The organism is Kribbella sp. C-35 (assembly GCF_046549195.1).
GTDB lineage: Bacteria > Actinomycetota > Actinomycetes > Propionibacteriales > Kribbellaceae > Kribbella.
Window position 1 is genome coordinate 212085 of sequence record NZ_JAJPWG010000005.1, and the last position, 16455, is coordinate 228539.

A 16455-nucleotide genomic window follows, 5' to 3' on the forward strand; every position below is an offset into this window, starting at 1 on the left:
TTCAACGAAACTGGGAGCACCGATGGGCAAGGCGTACAACGTGATGGCCGCGACCTGCCCGAGCCGCACCGTGCTCCACCGCATCGGCGCGCGCTGGACGGTGTTCGTCGTCAACGCCCTCGACGACGGTCCGCGCCGCTTCACCGAACTGAAGGCACACATCCAAGGCATCACCCCGAAGGTGCTGACCGAGACCCTCCGCTCCCTGGAGATCGACGGCCTCATCAGCCGGCACGAGTACGCCGAGAACCCGCCCCACGTCGAATACGCCCTGACACCACTTGGACGCTCGCTCCTCGTCCCGCTGCGCGCCGTCCGGCTCTGGGCCGAGGAACACGTCCCTGACATCGAGGCCGCCCGCGCTCACCGCGAGGCGTCGGGGCGGTGGGCTCAAGATCAGTAAGATCATACGTATGGCGAAGGACTCGATACCCGCGGTGCAGTTGATCCCGCGACGTCTGCCCGTGGGTCGGCTCGGGGTTTCGGTCGTTGCCGAGCTCGTGGATCTCATCGTCACGGGCCGGTTGAAAGAGGGCGATCTGCTGCCTCCGGAGGCGCCGCTGAGCGAGCATTTCGGCGTCAGCCGGACGGTGTTGCGTGAGTCGGTGAAGCGCCTCGAGGAGAAGGGCCTGGTGACCGTCTCGCAAGGTCGGGGTACGCAGGTGCGGGCGCCGGGGTACTGGAACATGCTCGACCCGGTGGTGCTCTCGGCCCTGATCGACAACGACGAGAGTCTGGGCGTCCTCGACGAGTTGACGGTCGTGCGCGCGAGCCTCGAGGCGGCGATGGCGGGCGCGGTGGCCGGCTCGCACAGCACGGAGGAGCTCAGGCGGCTGGAGAACGCGTTGACGGCCATGCGGGAGAGCGAGTCGGAGACGGACTCGTTCCGGCAAGCCGATGTGATCTTCCATTACGCAGTGATGGAGATCTCCGGCAACCGGTTGGCAGAGAACATCGCCAAGCACATCTACAAACGCGCCGTGGAGTCCAGCCGCTACCAGGGCATCAACCCGCCCGACGCGGTGGAGCTGACCCTCAAGGAACACGAGGCGATCGTCAGGGCCATCGCGCGCAACGACGTGGCCGCCGCCGAGAAGACGATGCACGCCCACATTCACGGATCGTGGGAGCGCCGTCGGCTGTCCGACCACGCGCCTCGGGCGCGCGGCCGGAAGCGGAGTCAGAAGAGGCCGTAGATCTCGGCGGCGCTGTCACCGCGTACGCGCCGGCGTTCGGTCTCGGACAGCCCGGCCAACAGCTGGTCCACCGCAGACTTCCAGGCCGTCGCGCCACCTCCGAGTTCGGCCAGCGGCCAGTCGGAGCCGTACAGGAGGCGATCGGGCCCGAACGCCTCGAGGGCGATGGACACGCGGTCGGCGAGATCTTCGCCACGCCACGACCCCGGAGCCAATCCGGAAACAAGACCCGAGACCTTCGCGGCCACGTTCGGACGGCGAGCCAGTTCTCGCAAGCCGGCCGCCCAGGCCCGGATGTCCTCCCCGGGGGCCGGCGGGCCGCCCAGGTGGTCGAGCACGAACCGCAGCCCTTCGTGGCGACCGCTCACGAGCGCCGCCTGCGGGAGTTGCCAGTCGCGTACGACGAGGTCGAAGCAAAGACCCTCACGCTCGAGTGCCGCGAGGCCGAGGGCAACGTCCTCCCGCAACAACCACTCGGGATCCGGATCGATGTGTACCAAATGCCTCACACCGACGACGGGAACGGTCGCGTTCGCGCGGATCCGATCAAGCTGGGGACCGGCCTCCGCGGTGAGGTCGACCCAACCGACCAGGCCGGCGACCACCGAGTGATCCAGTTGAGCAAGCCGGACGCTCTCGTCCAAGCTGTTGCTCGACTGGACGACGACCGCACGCTCGAGTCCCGTCGACGCGAGCATCGCTTTCAGGTCGACCGTGCCGAAGTCGCGGGCGATCGGCGCCATGGTCTGCGGATCGATCCAGTCCTGCGGATCCAGAGCTCGATCCCACAGGTGCACATGAGCGTCGATGCCGACGGTCATCCGAGGTGCCAGATTTCGTCGATCGGCTGCCACAACGCGCCGGGAGTCCGTTCCTCGGCGATCCGGATCTGGCACGGATCGGTGTGCGTCCACCACTCCTGCGACACCGGGTCGTCCGCGATCCGCTGCATATCCGCGTCGTGGTCGTCGCCGACGTACTCGTAGTACGCGAACAAGATGTCGCCGAACACGAAGATGCTGTAGTTGCGAATGTTGCACTCGACAAGCTTCTGCTCGACGCCCGGCCAGACGGCGCTGTGCAGCTTCAGGTACTCGTCGCGCTTCTCAGGACGTACGCCGACGACGAACGCCCGGCGCTCCGGTGCGCGCGTCACGAGACCGGCCTCAGCGGTACCGCGGGAACGTCGATCACGTCCGGCTCGGCCACCAGCCGCAGAGCTGCGCGCTCAGGCCGGATGTGCGGTCCGGTCGCTGCGGGAACGACCGCCGCGGAGTTGCCCGGTGACAGCTGGGACTCGTCCACGACGATGCCGATACCCGGGCGGTCGCCCAGGATGATCCCGCCGTCATCGAACTCCTGATCGACGTCCAGACCGACGGGGAAATGCAGATCCTGGACCTCGTAGGTCAGCAGGTTCGGTACGGCGGCGGCCGCGTGCGCGATCGGGTTCGTGTTGTACGCGACGGGGCTCACCGGCAGGTCGTGACCGTGCGCCAGCGTCGCCACCCGGAGGAAGTGGGTGATCCCCCACACGTTGCCCACCTGGACGATGTCGAGGGCCTTGGCGTCGAGCAGCGGGCGATACTGCTCGAGCCCGGTCAGGTTCTCGCCGCTGGCGATCGCGGCCCGAACCTTTCCGCGCAGGGCGGCCAGTCCGGCCGCATCCCACCGGCGCAGCGGCTCCTCCACCCAGGTGAGGTCGAATTGCTCCTCGATAGCTCCGACGTACCGGGCAGCCTGGGCCTGGTTCCACGACTCGTTGGCGTCGAACATCAGCGCGGGCCGGCGGGAGTTGCGGCGCAGGATCTCCCGGACGATCTCCAGCCGGGGCAGGTCACGGTCCAGGTCGCGACCGCCCTTGAGCTTGCCCGCCTTGAACCCGCGGTCCGCGAACCGGCCGTACAGTTCGGCGAGCTCCTCCTCGGTCAGGCCGTACTCGAGGCCGGACGCGTAGCCGGGGACGAACCGTTCACGAGCCCCGAGAGTCCGCCAGAGCGGCTCGTCGGCCGCCTTGGCCTTGAGGTCCCAGAGGGCGATGTCGATGGCCCCGATCGTGCCGAACATGGATCCGGAGTGACCGGTCTTGAACACCCAGTCGAGCATCCGGTCGTACAGGGCCACGACCGATCGCGGGTCCTCGCCCTCGACCGCGGGGAAGACGCGCGCGATGTCCGCATGCGCGCCGACGCCAACGCCTTCGATGCCGGCGTCGGTCTCGATGATGAGGACGGGGACCGGTGTGGTCTCGTCGCTCTGTACGCCGTTGACGTCGCCGGTGACTCTCCCCCAGTCGTGAACGGTGCTCAAACTGCGGTAGCCGGTGATCTTCATCTGTGGTTCTCCTTGGGGGCCGGGGCGGTCATTCCTTGGTTCCTCCAGCCGTCATCCCCTCGACGAGGAACCGTTGGGAGAACAGGAAGACGATCAGGACCGGCAGGATCGACACGATCGTCGCCAGTGCCAGGGTGGGCAGCTGGATGGAGTCGGATCCTGCCGAGCTGGGGTTGAACGCGGGGGTCGCGGCCAAGAGCGAGGTGAGGCCGACCTGGACGGGATAGCCGTCGCTGGAGGGCAGCATCACGAACGGGAGGAAGAAGTTGTTCCAGTTCTGCACGAAGCTGAAGAACGCGACCAGGGCGACGATCGGAGCGCCCAGCGGAAGCGCGATCCGGGCGAACACCTGGAACTCGGTGCAGCCGTCGATCCGGGCTGCCGCCAGCAGGTCACGCGGAATGCTCGTCGAGAAGTAGATGTAGGTGAGGTACACGCCGAAGGGGAAGAACGACATCGGCAGGATCACCGACAGCGGACTCCCGATCAAGCCGATGCTGTTCAGCTCCAGGAAGATCGGCAGCACCAGCGCGGTGCTGGGGATGAGCATCACGACCAGGGTCAGCACCAGGAGCGCCCGGCGCAGCTTGAACTCGGTGAGCGCGAGCGCGTACCCGGCGGGAATGCTCACGAGGAGCGTGATCACCAGGGCACCGACGGCGTACACAGCGGAGTTTGCGATCCAGGTCGTGACCGCGCCGTCCTGGAAGTCGAACAGCTGATTCCAGTTGGCGACGAAGTCGTGCCATGACCCCACGGAGAACGGGTTCGAGACGGTGAGCGCCTTGGCGGACTTGGTGACCGAGAGCAGCAACCACACGATCGGAATGGCGAAGAACAAGACGAAGAGGGTCATCACGACGCCCGCGATGGTTCGTCCGCTCCATCCCCGGAGATTCGCGCGGCGGCGTTCGATGGCAAGGGCCGGCATACTCATTCCTTCTCGAAAAGACCGCCGCGGGTCACGAATACCCAGGACAGCAGAAGCGCGACGACCAGCAGGATGAGGGAGATGGCGGCTGCGCCGTTGAAGTCGTTCTGCTGGAACGCGTACTGGTAGGCGAGCTGGTTCAGCGAATAGTCGTTCGGAACCACCGCGTTGCTGGCCTGGCTGAGCAGTTGCGGTTCGACGAACAGTTGGGTGCCGGCCGCCAGGGACATGACTCCCATGTAAGCGATCCACTTGCGGAGCAGCGGAAGCTGGATCCGGAGCGCGATCTGTACGGCGCCCGCGCCGTCGACCTGGGCTGCCTCGAGGATCTCGGTGCTGATGTTGTTCAAAGCGCCGTACATGATCACGATCCACCCGCCGGCTCCGGTCCAGAACGCGATGATCGCGAAGATCGCCGGCAGGTTCCCGGGCTGGATGACCGCTACGAAACTGTCGAAGCCGAACAACCGGAGCAGGCCGCTGACCGGGCTGGCAGTGGGGTCGAGGACGAACAGCCAGAGCAGGACACTGGATGCGCCTGCCAGGGCGCCGGGGAGGTAGTAGACGAAGCGCAGGGTCGTGCTCGCCCAGCGGAGCCGTACGGCGTGGACGAGCAACGCCAGACCCACGACGAAGACGACCAGCCCGACGAGCCAGATGACCAGGTAGATGGTCACGTGGAGCACGGCGGGCCAGAACCGGAAGTCGCCGACGACCTTCGTGAAGTTGCTGACGCCGGCGAATCCGCCGTCAGCGTTCGTGAACGCCAGCAGGACCGCGTACAGCGAGGGTACTACTCCGAAGGCCAGCGCAAGCAGCGCGTACAGCGAGACGAAGGCGTAGCCGATCGGTGTGCGACCAGGTGCTCGGCCGTTGGGCCGGGCCGGCCGCCGGCGCTCGGAGGCGCCGGCGGTCAGCTGGTCGCTCGGTGGAGCGATGGTCATGTCAGTTCACCGAATATCCGTTGACCTTGGCCTGGTTCTCGATCGCCTGCTGCCACGTCGGCAACAGGTCGACGAGCGACTTGCCACCGGTGACTCCCGTGGTCATCGTCTTCGCCCAGATCGCTTCCTGGCTGAAGACGCCGTAGCCCCAGCCGTCCCACACATCCGAGGCGGCGGTGACCACCGGCTGCAGCGAGGTCGCGAAGTACTTGCTGGACTCCTGCTTCGCGACCCACTTCTCCGCGGCCGGCGCGTAAGCGGGGTAACCCGGCGCGACGTTCACCTGGTAGTCGTCGGCAGTGGTGACGAACTGGACGAACTTCTCGGCGGCCGCGAGGTTCTTCGAGTGGCTGGAGACGAACCACGTCCCGCCGCCGACGTTGCCGGTGACGGCCTTGTCGTCGCCCTTCCACGGCAGCGGGTCGGCGATGCCGAGCTGGCCGGCGGGCACGTTCAGCGACTGCGGGTTGTTGAAGATCGCCCCGGCGTACCAGGCCGGACCGGGCATCATCAGCACCTTGCCGGTGTACTTCTTCACGAACTCCGGGGTGAAGACGCTCACGACGGGGACGGTTCCGTTGCCGCGCAGCGTGTCGAGCATCGCCGCCGCCCGCTTGCACTCGGTCGTGTCGGTGTTCACCTTGACCGACTTCGGGCCGGTGATGCCATTGGCCTGGCACTTGCTGGCCCACAGGAAGACCTCAGGTGTCCACGCGTCGCCGGCGGTGCCGATGATGTACCCGGGGTGCTGCTTCGCCACCTTCTCCCCGAGGGCCTGGTACTCCTCCCAGGTGGTCGGAACGGCGTAGCCGAACTGGTCCATCAGCTTCTTGTTGTACCAGAGCACGGCCTGCGCGAGGTCGTTCCGGAGGCAGTACACCTGACCGTCCACAGTGCACGGGTTGAGCGATCCCTCGGTGAACTTCGCGAGCGTGTCACCAGGAACCAGACCTTTGTTCAGCACGGCCGCGAATGCCTCCTTCCCGCCACTCTTCTGACTGGCCCACGCCGCGTCGTTGTTCTGGCTGGAGAAGACGACGTCGGGCCAGCCGCTACCGGCCCGGTCGAAGAGCTGCATCTTCGTTCGGAACGAGTTGGATCCGTTCGCCGAGCCGTCATAGGAGACGACCTCGATCTTGGTGTCCGGGTTGGCCTTCTGGAACGCCTTCGCGGCGGCCTGCCGGTCCGCGTCCACCCAGACCGTGATGGTCGACGAGCTGTCCTGCTTGGCTTCCGGGAAGCCGTACGACCCGTTCGCCGAACTGGTATTGCCGCCGCATCCGGCGAGCGCCAGGAGTGCGGTTCCGGCGATGAGCCCGGCGACGGTCAACGCCGACCTACGGCGCGCCCGAACCGCCGTGTGGATTCCGACCATGAGATGTCCTTGTCTTGTCGACTCCGCTAGACGATTCGGAGTGGAGCTTGGCCCGACTGTAGAGCATACGTATGACGTTTTACCATTGCCGTCGACGGGAGAACAGAGGTGAAGTACGTCAGCGGCCGAGCCACCCGCCGTCGACCGGAAGGATCGTCCCGGAGACGTAGCGGGCGGCATCCGATGCCAGGAAAACGGCAGCGCCCGCGATGTCCGCCGCCGAACCCCAGCGCCCTGCCGGTATCCGCTCGAGGATGGCCCGGGAGCGGTCTGGGTCGTCCTGCAGCGCTTGGGTGTTGTCGGTTGCGATGTAGCCGGGGGCGATGCCGTTCACCGTCACGCCGCGGCCCGCCCATTCGTTGGACAGCGCGCGGATCAGCCCGGCCACGCCGGACTTGGCGGCCGCATAGCCCGGCACGTTGATACCGCCCTGGAACGACAGCAGAGAGGCCGTGAAGACGATGCTGCCGTACTCGACCTGCAGCATCCGCCGCCCGAGAATCTGGCTGAGCACGAAGGTGCTGGTGAGGTCGACCTCCAGCACCTCGTCGAACCAGTCGAGGGGGTGCTCGGCAGCGGGGGCACGGCGGATCGTACCGGCGTTGTTGACCAGGATGTCCACCGGACGGTCGTCCGCGGCGAGCGCTTCGGCGAACCCGATCACCGCGGCGCGGTCAGCGAAGTCCACGCGGTACCCGGAGAAGTCGCGGCCGAGCTCACGCACGCGATCCCCGATCGCCGAGGAGGCGGGGTCGAGAGTGGCCGACACCCCGACGATGTCGGCCCCCGCGGTCGCCAGCGCCTCGGCGACAGCGAAACCGATCCCCCGCTTCGCACCCGTCACCACAGCACGCCGGCCGGTCAGATCGAACGGATTCATGAGGCGTTCAGCTCCACGAGCAGCTTCATCGCCTGCCCTGCTTCGAGGACACCGAAAGCCGACTGGACCTCGGTCAGCGGCACGACATCGGTCACGAGTTTCGTCGCCGGGATGGTGCCATCGGCAACGAGTTCCGCGGCGCGCTCGAAGTCCCGTCGCTCGTAGACCCGCGCACCGAGGATCCGCAGTTCTCTCCAGAACACGCGATGCAGATTCAGCGGGCGCGGCTGCGGGTGGATCGCCACCACGACGAGCGTCCCGCGGACCTTGACCAGATCGGTGGCACCCAGAACGGCGGCGGCAGCGCCCGAGACCTCGAACACGACGTCCGCGCCGGCGCCACCGGTCCACTCCTCCACCCAGGCGGCCTGATCGACGGCCGAGGGATCCAGCGTCGCGAGTCCCAGCTCAGCGGCGGTGGCCCGGCGGGCAGGGTCGATCTCCGCGATCACGATCTCGGCACCGAACGCGACAGCGACGGTCGCGATCAACACGCCGATCGGCCCCGCCCCGATGACGACGGCCTTGTCGCCGGCGCCGAGCTCTGACCGACGTACGTCGTGGACCGCGACGGCCACCGGCTCCACGAGCGCGGCGTCTCGCAGCGACACCGTGGAGGGCAGCCGCACCAGAGTCGACGCCGGGACGTTCCAGTACTGCTGGAGAGCTCCAGGGCTGTCGATGCCGATGAAGTCCAGGTGCTGGCAGATGTGCTCGTTTCCGGCACGGCATGCGGGACACGTGCCGTCCCAGACGAGCGGCATGACGGTCACCGGGTCACCGATCGACCAGCCCTCGACACCTGGACCCAGGTCGGCGATCGTGCCCGACATCTCGTGCCCGATGGTCGCCGGCTTGCTGACGCGGCCGTCCATGTCACCGTGGAACACGTGCAGGTCGGTGCCGCAGATGCCGACATACGCCACGGCGATGCGGACCTCACCCGGACGAAGATCGGCCGGTTCACGCTCCTCGACCGTCATCGTCCGGTCGCCCACGTAGTTCACCGCCAACATCGCTGTCTCACTTCCTTCTCGCTCGGCACCGCGACCGAAACGGCCGGCGGCGTGGGGAGCGTAACCCAGGATCAACACAAACGTAATACGTATACCAAACTACGATATCCTCCGCAGCCATGCACTGTGACCACGTTCCCGACGCACCCCCTCCCCCGCTGCCGACCCGGCGCCTGCGGACCGGCCACCACCTCACAGAGCTGGGCCTGGGCGCCGCCCAGTTCGGCAACCTGTTCACGGAAACGACCGCCGAGGCCTCGCAGCACGCCGTCGCGGCCGCACTCGAAGCGGGGATCCGCTACTTCGACACGGCACCGCACTACGGCCTCGGTCTTTCCGAACAGCGGCTCGGACAAGCGCTGCACGACACCGATGCGCTCGTCTCCTCGAAGGTTGGACGGCTGCTGGTCGAGAGCCCGGAGACGGCCGATCGGCTCGACGACGACGGCTTCGTCGTACCAGCGACGAAGCGGCGGGTCTGGGACTTCAGTCGTGACGGGATCCTGCGTTCCGTGGAGCAGTCGCTCGCGCGGCTCGGTACGGACCGGCTCGACCTCGCCTATCTGCACGATCCGGACGACCACTGGGAGCCGGCCTCGTCCACCGGAATCGCTGCCCTGGTTGAGCTTCGGGATCAGGGAGTGGTCGGTGCGATCGGTGCCGGCATGAACCAGTCGGCGATGCTGACCGAGTTCGTCCGGCGGACGGACGTCGATGTCGTCATGGTCGCCGGGCGGTTCACACTTCTCGACCAGTCAGCCCTCGACGATCTACTACCCCTTGCCTCTGAGCGCGGCGTCGGCGTGGTCGCCGCGGCGGTCTACAACTCCGGCCTGCTCAGTACGACGACGGTCGACAGCTCCGCGCACTACGACTACGGGCAGGCACCTAGAGCCGTAGTCGAGCGGGCCGTCCGTGTCGCCGAGGTCTGCGAGCGGCACGGCGTGAGTCTTCCCGCGGCCGCCATCCAGTACCCGTTACGTCATCCGGCGGTCGTGTCGGTGGTGACCGGGATGCGCACCGAGCAGCACGTGCGGAGTACGGCGGACCGCTACCGGACGGACATTCCGGAGTCGCTCTGGGAGGAGCTGCACTCGAGTGGTCTCGCCCCAGATCCCGCGCGGACGAGCTAGACCCATACGAGGTCTTGTCGCAAACATCATACGTATGCTAACTCTGTTCCGGGGTATCGACGCCCCCTAGAACAGGAAGCGATCGAACATGACATTGATGTCTGAATCGCGACGCTCGACCATGCCCAGGAGACGCGGATCGGCCGTGCTGGCGCTGGTGGGCGCCGGCGCCGTCATCGCCGCGGCGCTCAGCCCGCTGAGCGCCCAGGCCGGGCCCGCGACGGTCTACTACACGGCACCGGACGGCAAGGACTCCGGGCACTGCAGCCAGGCCAAGCCCTGCTCACTCGAGCGGGCACAGCACGTCATCCGCCCGGCCGTGAAGCACGGCGACGTCACCATTCAACTTGCCGACGGCAACTACCGCCTCTCGGCGCCGCTCCGGTTCGACGCCGAGGACGGCGGCGGCGACCACACCATCCACTGGACCGCCGCGCCCGGCGCGCACCCGGTCATCACGGGCGCGTCGAAGGTCAGCGGCTGGTCCAAGTCCGACGCCGGCCCCGGGATCTGGGTGGCGGACACCCCGACCGGCCTCGACACCCGCCAGCTGTTCGTGAACGGCGTGATCGCTCCGCGCGCGTCCATCCGCCTCGCCAACGCGGACGTCACCCCCACGGCGACGGGCCTCACCATCAAGAACCCTGCCCTGAGCTATCTCGCGAACCTTCCCGACCAGAGCCGGATCGAGTTCGAGTCGCTGGGCGACTTCACCAACCGGTACTCGCCGGTGCAGAGCATCAGCGCCACCCAGATCACGATGGCGCAGCCGGCCTGGGACAACAACACCTGGGGCTGGGACACGGTCCAGAACTCCTTCCTGGCGGGGCCGAGCTGGTACCTGGACAACTCGCTGAGCTTCCTCACCCAGGTCGGTCAGTGGTATATCGATCCAACGGGCGGCAAGCTCTACTACAAGCCTGCCGACGGTGTGGACCCGAACCAGCTCGACGTCGAGCTCCCCCGGCTGCAGTCGCTGATCAGCATTGGCGGCACCTACGATCAGCCGGTCACCGGGCTCGCCTTCGAGGGCATCCAGTTCTCCGGTACGTCGTGGCTCGGCCCCTCGGTCGACGGGTACGCCGACCAGCAGAACGGGCTGTTCATCAAGGGCGCCTACGACTACCGCCCCGCCGACGCATTCACGAGCTGCTCGCGCGGCTGTGAGATGTTCGAACGGGCGCGCACCAGCTGGTACCAAGAACCCGCCGCGGTGCAGGTGTCGGCGGCGAGCCGGATCTCGTTCACGGGCAACACGTTCACCAACCTCGGACAGTCGGCGCTCGGGATCGGCAACGACGCGAACGCCACCGTGACCGGAGTCGGGCTCGGTGCGAGTGACATCGACGTAGTCGGCAACCGGTTCGTGGAGAACAGCGGCCATGGCGTCGCGGTCGGCGGCGTACTGCCCGACGCACACCACCCGAGCGACCCGCGGATGACCAACCAGGACATCCTCATCGAGAACAACACGATCAACCGGGTCGCGGTCGACTACAAGGACAACAGCGGCATCCTCAGCACCTACGTCACCAACGCCCGCATCCTCCACAACGAGGTCTCCAACGTCCCGTACGACGGCATCGACACCGGCTACGGCTGGGGCATCAACGACGCCGGGGGGTCGAACGACTACGTCGACCGCGGTTACTACAAGTGGAACACGCTCTACTCGACACCGACCACGCTCAAGGACAACCGCGTCGAGGGCAACCTCGTACACAACACGAAGGCACGCTTCGCCGACGGCGGATCGGTCTACAACCTGTCCGCGAGCCCCGGCACCGTGGTCAGCAAGAACTACCTGTTCAACATCTCGGGAGTCGGCCTGTACCTCGACGAGGGTTCGCGCTCGATGACCTACGAGAACAACGTAGTCCAGGGCGGTTCGTTCGTGTTCACCAACGCGTACAGCCTCCGGAACAACACCAGCGACAACGTCATCCAGAACAACTGGTACAACTCCGGTGGCGTCTCCGCGCCGAACGCCGCCGCACACAACAACAAGCTGATCAACAACCTCAAGATCAGCGGCGCCAACTGGCCGCAGGGCGCACGCGACGTGATCTGCGCATCGGGTGTCGCACCGCAGTACCGGACGTCGCTCAACGCGAACCAGTTCGGCTTCAGCGGCTGCCCGGTCAACGCGGCCGTCGAACCCGGGCTCGCCACCACAGGGGCATCGGCTGTCAGCTCGTACTTCGGCCAGAACGGCGGAGCCTTCGGGATCGCGGCCGCCGGCGCCGACATCTGGGGCGCCGGCGGACAGCACGACGACCAGTTCGGCTCGATCTACAAGGCCGGCTCGTTCGCACCGCAGGCCAGCATTTCCGCCCGGGTCGTCTCGGTCAACGACGCCAACGCCTGGGCCAAGTCCGGAGTCATGGTCCGCAACGACATGACGAAGGCGGGATCCTCGGCCGGGTACGCCGTGGTCGCGGCGACAGCCCGCAACGGTGTCGTGTTCGAGTGGGACGCCAACGGCGACGGCTACCTCGACACCGACGCCCGCGCGACCGTCGACAGCTACCGTCCCGTCTGGGTCAAGCTCACTCGATCCGGTACGTCGTTCAGCGCCTCGTACTCGTACGACGGCAAGAACTACGTCCCAGTCGGCGCACCGGCAACCCTGACGTCGGCCGCAGCACAGCAGGACGCCGGCATCTTCTCCACCTCACACGACGTGAACCAATCCGCCATCAACCAGTTCGACTCCGTCAAGTTCCCCGGCTAGGTCCACTGATGACCGCAGGCCTTCCACCCTCGCGTGGAGGGCCTGCGGCCCGCCCGACTTGCGGATCCGACCCCCTAGTCGGCCAGGGTTCCGAGGGCGATCACGCCGAGCAGTGGGAGGAGTAGGCCCAGCGCCCACTCGGCTTCCAGAGGGCCGCGCCGACGCCCGTCGAGCCGAGAAGAGTCAGCAGCAGCACCACGTACCTGACCGATCGCATTCAGCGACTACGACCCGATTCACGGGGACTGTCGAGGCAGATCCGGATCAGGTCAGTAGGTCGCGCACTGGTGGGTCCCGGGGCGCAGTGGTGGACATCGTGCAGCAGACGGTGGACTCTGGCCATGTACCGAAAGGAGGTGGGTCATGCTCGTCTTGCTGATCGTTCTCCTCGCCCTTTGGCTCGTCCTGGCGATCGTCGGGTTCGCCATCAAAGGCCTGCTGTGGCTGGCAATCATCGCGATCGTGCTGTTCCTGGGCACCAGCGCCGTCGGCTTCGTCCGCCGCAAGGCAGCCAACCGCTGAGGGGTCTGGGGCGCGCAGGCGAGAATTCACTCATGCGAATCCTGCTCCGGGTCAAACCGGGCGCCTCCCGGACCAGCGTCGGCGGCCGGTACGACGGTCCGGCCGGACCGGCCCTCGTGGTCGCAGTGCCAGCCCGCGCTGTGGAGGGCCAGGCGACAAAGGCTGTACTACAAGCGGTCGCCACCGCGTTCGGCGTACGACGCTCCGCGGTAACGCTGGTCCGAGGCTCCACCAGCCGCGACAAACTCGTCGACGTCGAGGGCGACGAGAGCAACATCCAGTCGAGCCTCGACAGGCTCCTCAGCTAAAACGTCCAGCAGGCAGACCGTGCGCAGCCACCGCTCTAGATTGTTGGGATGGATGCAGGGATAACAGTTGTTGGCTCCGGGCAGGCGAGTGCGCCGCCGGACGTGTTGCGGATGTCGTTGGCGGTGGTTCATCACGCCGGCGATGTGTCGGATGCTGTCTCCGAGGTGGCCGAGCGTACCGATGCCGTGATGGCAGCATTGCGCGCGGCCGGTGTGGACACGTCGGCGATCAGGACCACCGAGGTCGAGGTCTCCCAGAACTACCGGGAGCCGGGGCACCCGCGGATGTATGGCGCGGCGCATTCGATGACCGTCACGAGCAGGGACCTGCTCGGGTTCGGGCGGCTGCTCAACGCGGCCGAGGATGCGGCCGGGAACAGTCTCGATCTGCACGCGATCCGCTTCGACGTCGGCGACAAGTCCGCACTCCTGACCCGAGCTCGCGCGCTGGCCTTCCGCCAGGCACGTGCGAAGGCCGAGGAGTTGGCCGAACTGGCCGACCGAACCCTCGGCGAGGTCACCGCGATCTCGGAGACCTACGGCCACCACGGCTTCCACGAACAGGCGCTAGGAGCCCAGGCGGGATGGGAGTCCGAAATCCACATCACTCCCGGAGACACAAAGCTCGAGGTCTCCCTCGAGGTCCACTTCACCTGGTCCTGAGTTGGGCAGACGTGACACCCGGCGTGTATCAACGGTGGCCGCAGCGGGGCTCCTCGAAGGACAGGTGACGGCGACCGGAGGCGAACATGTCGGAACACAGGTCTGTCGATGTCGAACTGCTGGCGGTCGGGGCCGGGCCTTCTAATTTGGGGCTTGCGGTTGCGTTGGAGGAGTTGGCGCCTGAGGTTGCGGCGAATGCCCTGCTGATCGACCGGAACACGAGCATCGAGTGGCAGCCGGGGATGCTGATGACGTGGGCGACTAGTCAGGTGTCGTTTCTCAAGGATCTGGTCACGCAGCGGGATCCATGCAGCCGGTTCTCGTTCCTGAATCATCTGTTCGAGACCGGCCGGCTCGACGAGTTCGTGAACATGAGTACGTTCACGCCGTACCAGGTCGAGTTTGCGGAGTCCCTGCGCTGGGTTGCCGACTCACTCACCCGGGTCCGGATCCAACTGGGGTGTGAGTGCATCGCGGTGCGGCCGCGAGCCCTCCGCATGCTCCGCCACTCCCCCGAACTGACCACCCACTGAACCGAAGCCCGGTCAGGCGATCTCCCTCCCCCAGATCCCTGACCGGGCCTCGCAACCACCGAAAGTCGCCCAAGGCAACGAGGTCAGAAGATGTAGAAGCCGGTGACAGCGGTCGGGAGGATGCCCAGGACGAGCCACGGCGAGAAGGGTGTGCGCTGGTGAATGAGGCGCATACCGGCGACCGTCAGCAGACCGATCACGCCCGACATGAGCCACAGACCGATCCCGCGACCGCGCTCGGTGTCGGTGAATCCGATGCTGTACACGGCGAGCGACACCGTCGGAACGCTGCCGACATGAAAGAGGATCACCGAGGCGACCCACTTCTGGACGGTCTCGATCTTCATCGGGCGAGGCTGTCGCCGCTTCAGAGGTGCGCTCACCGGGCTGCCCGCCGTACTGGACCGGAAGGAACGGAGTCCGCCCGCAGGCCGTCCAGCAGCTCCACCTGGTCCGACAACACCGAGGTCAAAATGCCTCGGGCCACCGCGAGCAGCTCGGCCACCTGCGGACTGGTCAACGCGTAGTACACCTGTGAACCCTCGCGGCGGGCCGTCACGAGACCTGCCCGGCGCAGGACCGCCAACTGCTGGGACAGGTTCGAGGCCTCGAGGCGGACCTCCGGCAGGAGTTCGCTGACCGCCATGTCGCGTTCGCTCAACAGCTCCAGGACGCGGATACGCGCCGGATGCCCCAGTGTCTTGAAGAACTCCGCCTTCAACTGGTGCAGCGGTGTCGTCATCCTCCGCCCTCCACTCGCTCCCTTACCTTGCGAAATTCATGCGATCACGAATTGAAGAATTCTGCAACTCGTGCATAAGGTAGCTCCACCATGGACACGTTCACCGCGGAACTGCACCGGCGGATCACCTCCGCCCGGGACCAACTCCGCGCTGCCCAGCAGACCGGGGACCTCGACGCCGAGCGCATCTACGCCGGCGAACTCGACAGCCTCCTTCGCCAAGCTCTGGAGAACGGCATCACCGTTCCGTCGGAGGGCGCCGGCGAGCACGCCTGAACGACCACACCGTCTGGGGGGACATCTTGGAGACCGCCGCTCTCTACGAAGTGACCTATACAAAGCACGACCGAACCGCACCCACCCGGGCCGTGACGGACGCCGCCGGTGTCACCGAACTCGTCCGCCAAGCCGCAGCCTCTGGATCCCGGGTGCACGTGCGCCCGCTGCCCGAGGACGAGCAACCTCGAGCAACCTGAGCTATGGGGCGCCGATCCGACGGTTGACGATCTGGGCGAGGACGGGCGCCTCGTCGTGGGGCAGGATCCAGTCGGCCCCGCCGACCGTCAGGATCAGCGCCGGCCCTGGGCTGCTGACCGGCGGCTTGTCCATCGCGATCGGGTACTCGAGCCGTTCCGTCCCCGACAGCATCACGTCGCGCACTCCCCGGACGGCATCGAGCGGATACCAGTTGGCCCGCACGCTCGTACTGTCGCCGTCCGCAGTCCTGATCCTGATGCTCGTCTGCAGGCTGACCTTCCGGCCGTCGAGCACCAGGCTCAGCTTGACCTGCCCGCGCATCGTGAAGGTCAGGACGTACGGCGTCTCTGCGAGCTCCGCGACGGCGGGATGCAGCAAGGTACGCGCGCCGTACCAACCGATCCCGTAGCCGATCAGCCCACCGATAATTGCCCCGGCAAGAACAGCCCCCCGGAAGAACCAGCCGCCCAGGATCACCGCGAGCGGGATCACCCCCGCCTGCCAGTTGAAGACGTCGGCGTCGGCCAGCGCGCTGATCAGCAGCGTCAGCGCCAGGAAGATCACCGGGATCCCGACGTACACAACCCAGACCGCAAGCTGCGCCCGCCGACTCCGCCGCATGACATCGCTCGAGCCCACACCCCGACCCAACCACACCAGCCGGTCA

The 16455-nt window shown here is 66.8% G+C and carries 20 protein-coding genes; 9 read left to right on the forward strand and 11 right to left on the reverse strand.

The genetic code is table 11. The annotated features are described in order from the left end of the window. Positions 1–22: 22 nt before the first annotated feature. Entirely contained in the window at positions 23–403 is a 381-nt protein-coding gene (locus ACLJOO_RS31415; protein WP_410791160.1) for a winged helix-turn-helix transcriptional regulator, read from the forward strand. 10 nt (positions 404–413) lie between these two features. Next, positions 414–1196, forward strand: coding sequence for a FadR/GntR family transcriptional regulator (locus ACLJOO_RS31420; RefSeq protein ID WP_410791161.1), 783 nt, complete (start codon positions 414–416; stop codon positions 1194–1196). On the opposite strand, the gene ACLJOO_RS31425 is transcribed toward ACLJOO_RS31420, so the two are convergent. From ACLJOO_RS31425 to ACLJOO_RS31460, 8 genes are all read right to left on the reverse strand, one after another. After that, on the reverse strand, positions 1181–2017 hold the full coding sequence (locus ACLJOO_RS31425) for an amidohydrolase family protein (protein WP_410791162.1): 837 nt from the start codon (positions 2015–2017) through the stop codon (positions 1181–1183). The genes ACLJOO_RS31420 and ACLJOO_RS31425 overlap by 16 nt on opposite strands. Next, complete coding sequence (locus ACLJOO_RS31430; RefSeq protein WP_410791164.1) at positions 2014–2352, reverse strand: L-rhamnose mutarotase; 339 nt, start codon at positions 2350–2352, stop codon at positions 2014–2016. Before ACLJOO_RS31430 ends, ACLJOO_RS31425 begins: the two co-directional genes overlap by 4 nt. After that, positions 2349–3530: a mandelate racemase/muconate lactonizing enzyme family protein gene (locus ACLJOO_RS31435; RefSeq protein ID WP_410791165.1), complete on the reverse strand. Its 1182-nt coding sequence runs from the start codon at positions 3528–3530 to the stop codon at positions 2349–2351. Before ACLJOO_RS31435 ends, ACLJOO_RS31430 begins: the two co-directional genes overlap by 4 nt. A 28-nt stretch (positions 3531–3558) precedes the next feature. Further along, positions 3559–4461: a carbohydrate ABC transporter permease gene (locus tag ACLJOO_RS31440; protein ID WP_410791166.1), complete on the reverse strand. Its 903-nt coding sequence runs from the start codon at positions 4459–4461 to the stop codon at positions 3559–3561. 2 nt (positions 4462–4463) lie between these two features. Further along, positions 4464–5405 carry a carbohydrate ABC transporter permease gene (locus tag ACLJOO_RS31445; RefSeq protein WP_410791167.1) on the reverse strand — a complete coding sequence of 314 codons (942 nt, stop codon included), beginning with the start codon at positions 5403–5405 and terminating at the stop codon, positions 4464–4466. A 1-nt stretch (position 5406) separates the two neighbouring features. Beyond that, positions 5407–6780: an ABC transporter substrate-binding protein gene (locus ACLJOO_RS31450; RefSeq protein ID WP_410791168.1), complete on the reverse strand. Its 1374-nt coding sequence runs from the start codon at positions 6778–6780 to the stop codon at positions 5407–5409. A gap of 118 nt (positions 6781–6898) precedes the next feature. Next, positions 6899–7660 carry an SDR family oxidoreductase gene (locus ACLJOO_RS31455; protein WP_410791169.1) on the reverse strand — a complete coding sequence of 254 codons (762 nt, stop codon included), beginning with the start codon at positions 7658–7660 and terminating at the stop codon, positions 6899–6901. After that, positions 7657–8676, reverse strand: coding sequence for a zinc-dependent alcohol dehydrogenase (locus tag ACLJOO_RS31460; protein WP_410791170.1), 1020 nt, complete (start codon positions 8674–8676; stop codon positions 7657–7659). The genes ACLJOO_RS31455 and ACLJOO_RS31460 overlap by 4 nt, the downstream gene beginning before the upstream one ends. 119 nt (positions 8677–8795) lie before the next feature. On the opposite strand from ACLJOO_RS31460, the gene ACLJOO_RS31465 reads away from it, so the two are divergent. The 6 genes from ACLJOO_RS31465 to ACLJOO_RS31490 all read left to right on the forward strand — a co-directional run bounded on the left by ACLJOO_RS31465 (position 8796) and on the right by ACLJOO_RS31490 (position 14569). After that, complete coding sequence (locus ACLJOO_RS31465; protein WP_410791171.1) at positions 8796–9809, forward strand: aldo/keto reductase; 1014 nt, start codon at positions 8796–8798, stop codon at positions 9807–9809. Between the two features lie 97 nt (positions 9810–9906). Beyond that, on the forward strand, positions 9907–12543 hold the full coding sequence (locus ACLJOO_RS31470) for a hypothetical protein (RefSeq protein WP_410791172.1): 2637 nt from the start codon (positions 9907–9909) through the stop codon (positions 12541–12543). Between the two features lie 363 nt (positions 12544–12906). Next, positions 12907–13065 carry a hypothetical protein gene (locus ACLJOO_RS31475; RefSeq protein ID WP_410791174.1) on the forward strand — a complete coding sequence of 53 codons (159 nt, stop codon included), beginning with the start codon at positions 12907–12909 and terminating at the stop codon, positions 13063–13065. Between the two features lie 32 nt (positions 13066–13097). After that, entirely contained in the window at positions 13098–13373 is a 276-nt protein-coding gene (locus tag ACLJOO_RS31480) for a DUF167 domain-containing protein (protein WP_410791175.1), read from the forward strand. A gap of 48 nt (positions 13374–13421) precedes the next feature. Further along, positions 13422–14036, forward strand: a complete 615-nt coding sequence (locus ACLJOO_RS31485) for an SIMPL domain-containing protein (RefSeq protein WP_410791176.1) — start codon at positions 13422–13424, stop codon at positions 14034–14036. Between the two features lie 86 nt (positions 14037–14122). After that, positions 14123–14569 carry a SidA/IucD/PvdA family monooxygenase gene (locus ACLJOO_RS31490; RefSeq protein WP_410791177.1) on the forward strand — a complete coding sequence of 149 codons (447 nt, stop codon included), beginning with the start codon at positions 14123–14125 and terminating at the stop codon, positions 14567–14569. An 83-nt stretch (positions 14570–14652) separates the two neighbouring features. Here the strand turns inward: ACLJOO_RS31490 and ACLJOO_RS31495 are convergent, their stop codons facing one another. Beyond that, the gene (locus tag ACLJOO_RS31495; protein WP_410791178.1) at positions 14653–14916 is read right to left on the reverse strand and encodes a hypothetical protein; all 264 of its coding nucleotides are present in this window, start codon (positions 14914–14916) and stop codon (positions 14653–14655) included. A 32-nt stretch (positions 14917–14948) separates the two neighbouring features. Beyond that, positions 14949–15311, reverse strand: a complete 363-nt coding sequence (locus tag ACLJOO_RS31500; RefSeq protein ID WP_410791179.1) for an ArsR/SmtB family transcription factor — start codon at positions 15309–15311, stop codon at positions 14949–14951. A gap of 90 nt (positions 15312–15401) precedes the next feature. Between ACLJOO_RS31500 and ACLJOO_RS31505 the strand changes: the two genes are divergently transcribed. Next, positions 15402–15587, forward strand: coding sequence for a hypothetical protein (locus ACLJOO_RS31505; RefSeq protein ID WP_410791181.1), 186 nt, complete (start codon positions 15402–15404; stop codon positions 15585–15587). A 201-nt stretch (positions 15588–15788) separates the two neighbouring features. Here the strand turns inward: ACLJOO_RS31505 and ACLJOO_RS31510 are convergent, their stop codons facing one another. Further along, positions 15789–16427: a hypothetical protein gene (locus tag ACLJOO_RS31510; protein WP_410791182.1), complete on the reverse strand. Its 639-nt coding sequence runs from the start codon at positions 16425–16427 to the stop codon at positions 15789–15791. Positions 16428–16455 lie beyond the last annotated feature (28 nt).

Coding starts and splice junctions, on each gene's coding strand:
- ACLJOO_RS31455 (WP_410791169.1), bottom strand. CDS start 7,660: ATGAATCCGTTCGATCTGACCGGCCGGCGTGCTGTGGTGACGGGTGCG.
- ACLJOO_RS31470 (WP_410791172.1), top strand. CDS start 9,907: ATGTCTGAATCGCGACGCTCGACCATGCCCAGGAGACGCGGATCGGCC.
- ACLJOO_RS31445 (WP_410791167.1), bottom strand. CDS start 5,405: ATGACCATCGCTCCACCGAGCGACCAGCTGACCGCCGGCGCCTCCGAG.
- ACLJOO_RS31435 (WP_410791165.1), bottom strand. CDS start 3,530: ATGAAGATCACCGGCTACCGCAGTTTGAGCACCGTTCACGACTGGGGG.
- ACLJOO_RS31415 (WP_410791160.1), top strand. CDS start 23: ATGGGCAAGGCGTACAACGTGATGGCCGCGACCTGCCCGAGCCGCACC.
- ACLJOO_RS31505 (WP_410791181.1), top strand. CDS start 15,402: ATGGACACGTTCACCGCGGAACTGCACCGGCGGATCACCTCCGCCCGG.
- ACLJOO_RS31450 (WP_410791168.1), bottom strand. CDS start 6,780: ATGGTCGGAATCCACACGGCGGTTCGGGCGCGCCGTAGGTCGGCGTTG.
- ACLJOO_RS31480 (WP_410791175.1), top strand. CDS start 13,098: ATGCGAATCCTGCTCCGGGTCAAACCGGGCGCCTCCCGGACCAGCGTC.
- ACLJOO_RS31490 (WP_410791177.1), top strand. CDS start 14,123: ATGTCGGAACACAGGTCTGTCGATGTCGAACTGCTGGCGGTCGGGGCC.
- ACLJOO_RS31495 (WP_410791178.1), bottom strand. CDS start 14,916: ATGAAGATCGAGACCGTCCAGAAGTGGGTCGCCTCGGTGATCCTCTTT.
- ACLJOO_RS31465 (WP_410791171.1), top strand. CDS start 8,796: ATGCACTGTGACCACGTTCCCGACGCACCCCCTCCCCCGCTGCCGACC.
- ACLJOO_RS31485 (WP_410791176.1), top strand. CDS start 13,422: ATGGATGCAGGGATAACAGTTGTTGGCTCCGGGCAGGCGAGTGCGCCG.
- ACLJOO_RS31475 (WP_410791174.1), top strand. CDS start 12,907: ATGCTCGTCTTGCTGATCGTTCTCCTCGCCCTTTGGCTCGTCCTGGCG.
- ACLJOO_RS31500 (WP_410791179.1), bottom strand. CDS start 15,311: ATGACGACACCGCTGCACCAGTTGAAGGCGGAGTTCTTCAAGACACTG.
- ACLJOO_RS31420 (WP_410791161.1), top strand. CDS start 414: ATGGCGAAGGACTCGATACCCGCGGTGCAGTTGATCCCGCGACGTCTG.
- ACLJOO_RS31460 (WP_410791170.1), bottom strand. CDS start 8,676: ATGTTGGCGGTGAACTACGTGGGCGACCGGACGATGACGGTCGAGGAG.
- ACLJOO_RS31440 (WP_410791166.1), bottom strand. CDS start 4,461: ATGCCGGCCCTTGCCATCGAACGCCGCCGCGCGAATCTCCGGGGATGG.
- ACLJOO_RS31425 (WP_410791162.1), bottom strand. CDS start 2,017: ATGACCGTCGGCATCGACGCTCATGTGCACCTGTGGGATCGAGCTCTG.